The organism is Sphingorhabdus sp. (assembly GCF_046292425.1).
Lineage (GTDB): Bacteria > Pseudomonadota > Alphaproteobacteria > Sphingomonadales > Sphingomonadaceae > Sphingorhabdus_B.
On the sequence record NZ_JBKBQV010000088.1, the window covers coordinates 1 to 4,643 of the forward strand.

The window sequence follows — 4,643 nt, forward strand, 5'->3', positions numbered from 1 at the left end:
AGGACGAGCGCTATGATGAGCGCCGAGACCCCTGCAGTAGTGTGGACAACGATGCCTCCAGCAAAATCAACGACGCCCTGCTCCGCCAACATGCCGCCGCCCCAGACCCAGCGTGCTACGGGGACATATACCAAAAGCGACCATAAGGCGCTGAAAGCAACCACCCAGCCAAATCGCGCCCGCTCCGCCCATGCGCCGACGACAAGGGCAGGGGTGATGATCGCAAATGTCATCTGGAACAAAGCGAAGGTCAGTTCTCCTGTTGTCTGGCCCTCGCGAACCGAGTCCAACAGTCCGTTGAACATAAAGTTCTCAGATGACCCCAAATAGCTATTTCCATTGACTGAAAAGGCTAGACTGTAGCCAATTACGATCCAGATGATGGAGGCAAGTGCAGCCACCGTCCCACATTGCACGAGTACGGAAAGAAAATTTTTGGCACGGACCAATCCGCCGTAGAAAAGAGCGAGACCAGGCAGTGTCATCATGAGCACAAAGGCCGATGCGGTCAAAAGCCAAGCGCTATCGCCGCTATCGACCTCGGGTAAAGTGACTACAGCGCCCTGCGCCCATGCAGGGGCGGCTACCAAAGCGCCTGTACATAGCGTCGTTTTTAGAAGCTTATATATCATGATATCGGACGCCCCTCTACTAGGGGGCTCTAAGCCCGCTTGCGCAATGGCTCAATACTTAAATATCTGTTAAACTTAAGTAATCATAGGAAGCTGCTTATTGCCAGCCCTCCAGGACTTGGTCCGGCGGTCGATGGCCATCTGCCCACACGCGGATATTGGTGATAACCCGCTCGCCCGACGCTTCCCGTCCTTCAAAGGTTGCGCTGCCCAAATGGGGGAGAAGGACCACGTTGGGAATTTCGAATAAGCGGGAGTCGACGGCCGGTTCATGGGTGTAAACGTCCAGCCCTGCACCAGCAATACGACCTTGTTGTAAGGCATTAATCAACGCGTCTTCATCAATCAATTCACCGCGCGAGCTGTTAATAATATATGCGTCCGCCTTCATTTGGCCGATGCGGCTGGCATTTATAATCTTGTCTGTTTCTGCCGTCAGCGGGCAATGCAGGCTGATGATGTCAGAGCGTGCAACCAATCGGTCGATGTCTGGCTCAAAGATGATACCTAACGAATCCTCGACGCTCGCAGGAAGACGGCTGCGTTTGTTATAAATAATCTTGAGCCCAAAGGATTTTGCACGGATTGCAACAGCCTCCCCAATTCGACCAAGCCCTATTATACCCAGCGTCTTTCCGCCAATGCGGTGACCGAGCATGCCCGTGGGGCTCCAGCCGCGCCATTCGCCGTTACGCATGGCATTTTGCCCTTCGCCAAGCCGACGCGGGACATTGAGGATCAAGGCCATTGTGAGATCCGCCGTGTCATCGGTGAACACACCGGGGGTATTGGTTACCATGATACCTTTGGCCTTCGCAGCAGCCAGGTCGATGTGATTAACACCCGCGCCGTAGCTGGCGATCAGCTTAAGGCGCGCAGGAGCCGCGGCGATTATCTCTGCATCGATGCTGTCTGTAACAGTTGGTACCAAAACGTCACAATCGGCCATTGCTGCGACCAGCTCTTCGCGTGTCAGTGGCGCGTCTGCGGTATTGAAACTTGCGTCGAACAATTCGGCCATACGATTTTCGACAGCAGGCAACAATGTGCGCGTGACACGGACGGATGGACGTTCGATGCGACTAAGTTCTGGCATGAAAGTGACTAAAGCTGATTTCACGGCAAGGTCAAGACTGGATGGTTGCGCAGCGCGTCAGCCATACCGTATAGAGCAATTCGGTGGTACCTAATTATGGCAGATGAGCAGCGATCAATATTGGTGGGTGGGGTGATTGCACTTGCACTTTTCGGCTCAGCGTCTGCGGCTGGACAAGCGCAGCGTAAGCCGCCTTACTGGGCCTCGATTGAAGAGCCTGAGGCGCGAATGCGCACGGGACCGAGCACGGAATTTCCAGTAACCTGGGTATATAAGCGGCAAAACTTGCCAGTTAAGGTCGTGGCTGTGCACAGCGTGTGGCGTAAGGTCCAAGACCCTGATGGCGATCAAGGATGGCTGCATGTTCGGCTGTTAAGTCCCAAGCGGACGGCCATCGTAGTCGGTAAAGAGGTTGGCGCATTGCGCGACGCGCCGGATCCCTCCGCACATATTTCCTGGCGAGTCGAGCCCGGCGTTGTCGGCGTGATCGAAGAATGCGATAAAGGCTATTGCCGTTTCGAAACTGAAGGACGTTACGGCTATATCGAAACGTCACGTATATGGGGTGACGAAGCGCCTTGAGACCCCACGGCTGAAGCTTATACTTCGACGCGCTCCGCCAGAACGGTGAGGCCCTTTGCGTTCACTTCGGCAAAGCCACCAGCGATCATCAGGCGCTCTGGCGTTGCGCCTTGCGTCTTGTAGATCTCAAGCGCAGCATCATTGCGTAAAGTGCTCATCATCGGGCTATGGCCCTCTAGCACGCCGAAATCGCCCTCAGTGCCCGGAACGACGACCATATAGACGTCGTCCGAGCGATAGAGCTTCTCAGGGGTTACGAGTTCGAAGAGGAGCGGCATGATGGCTTACGCCGCTTCCGCAGCCATTTTGGCTGCCTTTGCAACCGCTTCCTCGATGCCGCCGACCATGTAGAAAGCAGCTTCTGGAAGATGGTCATATTCGCCGTCCACGACTGCCTTGAACGACTTAACCGTGTCCTCGACCTGAACGAACTTGCCGGAAATGCCCGTGAAGACTTCAGCAACATGGAATGGCTGAGACAAAAAGCGCTGGATTTTACGCGCACGGGTCACGGTCAATTTATCGTCTTCGGACAATTCATCCATGCCCAAAATTGCAATGATGTCCTGCAGCGACTTGTACTTCTGCAGCGTTTCCTGAACGCGGCGGGCAGTGTCATAATGCTCCTGGCCAACAACCGCTGGTGTCAACACGCGGCTGACCGAGTCAAGCGGGTCAACAGCTGGATAAATCCCAAGCTCCGAAATCGCACGGTTCAGCGTGGTCGTTGCGTCCAAGTGGGCAAATGACGTGGCTGGTGCAGGGTCGGTTAAGTCATCTGCGGGAACGTAAATAGCCTGAACCGAGGTAATCGATCCCTTGGTTGTAGAAGTAATACGCTCTTGCAACTGGCCCATGTCGGTTGCCAGCGTTGGCTGATAACCCACAGCCGAAGGAATACGGCCAAGAAGTGCGGACACTTCAGAACCAGCCTGCGTGAAGCGGAAGATGTTGTCGACGAAGAACAGAACGTCCTGGCCTTCTTCATCGCGGAAATATTCCGCCATGGTCAGACCCGACAGAGCAACACGTGCACGCGCACCGGGAGGCTCGTTCATCTGACCGAACACCAGCGCAACCTTCGAACCTTCTGGAGTTGGGTTGCCGTCGGCGTCTTTGGCGATAACGCCAGCGTCGAGGAATTCGTGATATAGATCGTTACCTTCGCGGGTACGCTCACCCACGCCAGCAAATACAGAAACGCCGCCATGGCCTTTCGCGATGTTGTTGATCAGTTCCTGAATAAGTACGGTCTTGCCAACGCCGGCACCGCCGAACAGGCCGATCTTGCCGCCCTTTGCATAAGGCGCAAGCAAGTCGATAACCTTGATGCCGGTGACGAGGATTTCAGCTTCGGTTGACTGGTCAGTGAACAAAGGCGCTTCTGCGTGGATCGGGTTGGACTTTGCAGCGCCAACAGGACCACGCTCGTCAATTGGTTCACCAATGACGTTCATGATGCGGCCGAGGGTCATTGGACCGACTGGAACCGAAATCTGCGCGCCTGTGTCGCGAACTGGCTGACCACGGGTCAGACCTTCGGTTGCGTCCATGGCGATCGTACGGACGGTGTTTTCGCCGAGATGCTGAGCAACTTCGAGGACCAAGCGGTTGCCGTTATTGTCGGTTTCAAGCGCTGACAAAATCGATGGCAATTGGCCAGTGAAGGTTACGTCGACAACAGCGCCGATGACCTGGCTGATACGGCCAGTTGCGCCAACCACATTGGTTGCGGTCTGGCCTGAGCCAGCCTTAGGGGCAGGGGCCTTGCTTGCGGCCTTTGGTGCAGCAGCCTTCGGAGCGGCGGTCTTCTTAGGGGCGGTAGCCATGTGTTTCTTCCTTGCCTTTGGATGTCGTTAGAGCGCTTCGGCGCCCGCAATAATTTCGATGAGTTCAGTTGTAATCGCCGCCTGACGCGTGCGGTTATATTGAATGGTCAGCTTGTTAATCATGTCGCCCGCGTTGCGCGTTGCGTTGTCCATAGCCGTCATTTTCGAACCCTGCTCCGATGCTGCGTTCTCGCGGTTCGCGCGCAACAGTTGGACGGCCACATTGCGTGGCAGCAATTCGGCGAGAATTTCTTCTTCGTCGGGTTCATATTCGACTGTGGCCGACAAGCCGACCGTATCGCCTTCACCTGCGCTTACCGCCACAGGCATCAACTGGATCTGCGTTGGTGTTTGCGTCAGCACATTTTCAAACTTGCTGAAAAACAAATGCGCGATGTCGAAATCGCCAGCTTCAAAGCGCGCAGACAAATCCTCGCCCCAGGCTTGCACATCGGCAAAGGTCAGCTTGCCCAGATCACCGGGTTCAATGCTGTGGATGATATC

General features: G+C 55.3%; 6 protein-coding genes. 1 reads left to right on the forward strand and 5 read right to left on the reverse strand.

Features of this window, described 5'->3' with window-relative positions; translation table 11 throughout:
* Together ACK4S7_RS12915 and ACK4S7_RS12920 are read right to left on the reverse strand one after the other, a co-directional pair.
* On the reverse strand, positions 1-632 hold a 632-nt coding region (locus ACK4S7_RS12915), incomplete at its 3' end, for an ammonium transporter (RefSeq protein ID WP_409647605.1).
* A 97-nt stretch (positions 633-729) separates the two neighbouring features.
* Positions 730-1,728, reverse strand: coding sequence for a 2-hydroxyacid dehydrogenase (locus tag ACK4S7_RS12920; protein ID WP_409647608.1), 999 nt, complete (start codon positions 1,726-1,728; stop codon positions 730-732).
* A 96-nt stretch (positions 1,729-1,824) separates the two neighbouring features.
* Between ACK4S7_RS12920 and ACK4S7_RS12925 the strand changes: the two genes are divergently transcribed.
* A complete protein-coding gene (locus ACK4S7_RS12925) occupies positions 1,825-2,310 on the forward strand; it encodes an SH3 domain-containing protein (RefSeq protein WP_409647611.1) in 486 nt (161 codons plus the stop codon).
* Positions 2,311-2,327: 17 nt separating this feature from the next.
* Here ACK4S7_RS12925 and ACK4S7_RS12930 read toward each other — a convergent pair whose 3' ends face one another.
* The 3 genes from ACK4S7_RS12930 to ACK4S7_RS12940 form a co-directional block, all read right to left on the reverse strand.
* Positions 2,328-2,588 carry an ATP synthase F1 subunit epsilon gene (locus tag ACK4S7_RS12930; RefSeq protein ID WP_409647614.1) on the reverse strand — a complete coding sequence of 87 codons (261 nt, stop codon included), beginning with the start codon at positions 2,586-2,588 and terminating at the stop codon, positions 2,328-2,330.
* 6 nt (positions 2,589-2,594) lie between these two features.
* On the reverse strand, positions 2,595-4,139 hold the full coding sequence (atpD, locus tag ACK4S7_RS12935; RefSeq protein ID WP_409647617.1) for a F0F1 ATP synthase subunit beta: 1,545 nt from the start codon (positions 4,137-4,139) through the stop codon (positions 2,595-2,597).
* A gap of 27 nt (positions 4,140-4,166) precedes the next feature.
* The coding region (locus ACK4S7_RS12940; RefSeq protein ID WP_409647621.1) for a F0F1 ATP synthase subunit gamma at positions 4,167-4,643 on the reverse strand (477 nt) is incomplete at its 5' end.

Excerpts from the sequence above, each read along its gene's own strand:
- ACK4S7_RS12920 (WP_409647608.1), bottom strand. The coding sequence starts at position 1,728 with ATGCCAGAACTTAGTCGCATCGAACGTCCATCCGTCCGTGTCACGCGC.
- ACK4S7_RS12925 (WP_409647611.1), top strand. The coding sequence starts at position 1,825 with ATGGCAGATGAGCAGCGATCAATATTGGTGGGTGGGGTGATTGCACTT.
- ACK4S7_RS12930 (WP_409647614.1), bottom strand. The coding sequence starts at position 2,588 with ATGCCGCTCCTCTTCGAACTCGTAACCCCTGAGAAGCTCTATCGCTCG.
- atpD (WP_409647617.1), bottom strand. The coding sequence starts at position 4,139 with ATGGCTACCGCCCCTAAGAAGACCGCCGCTCCGAAGGCTGCTGCACCA.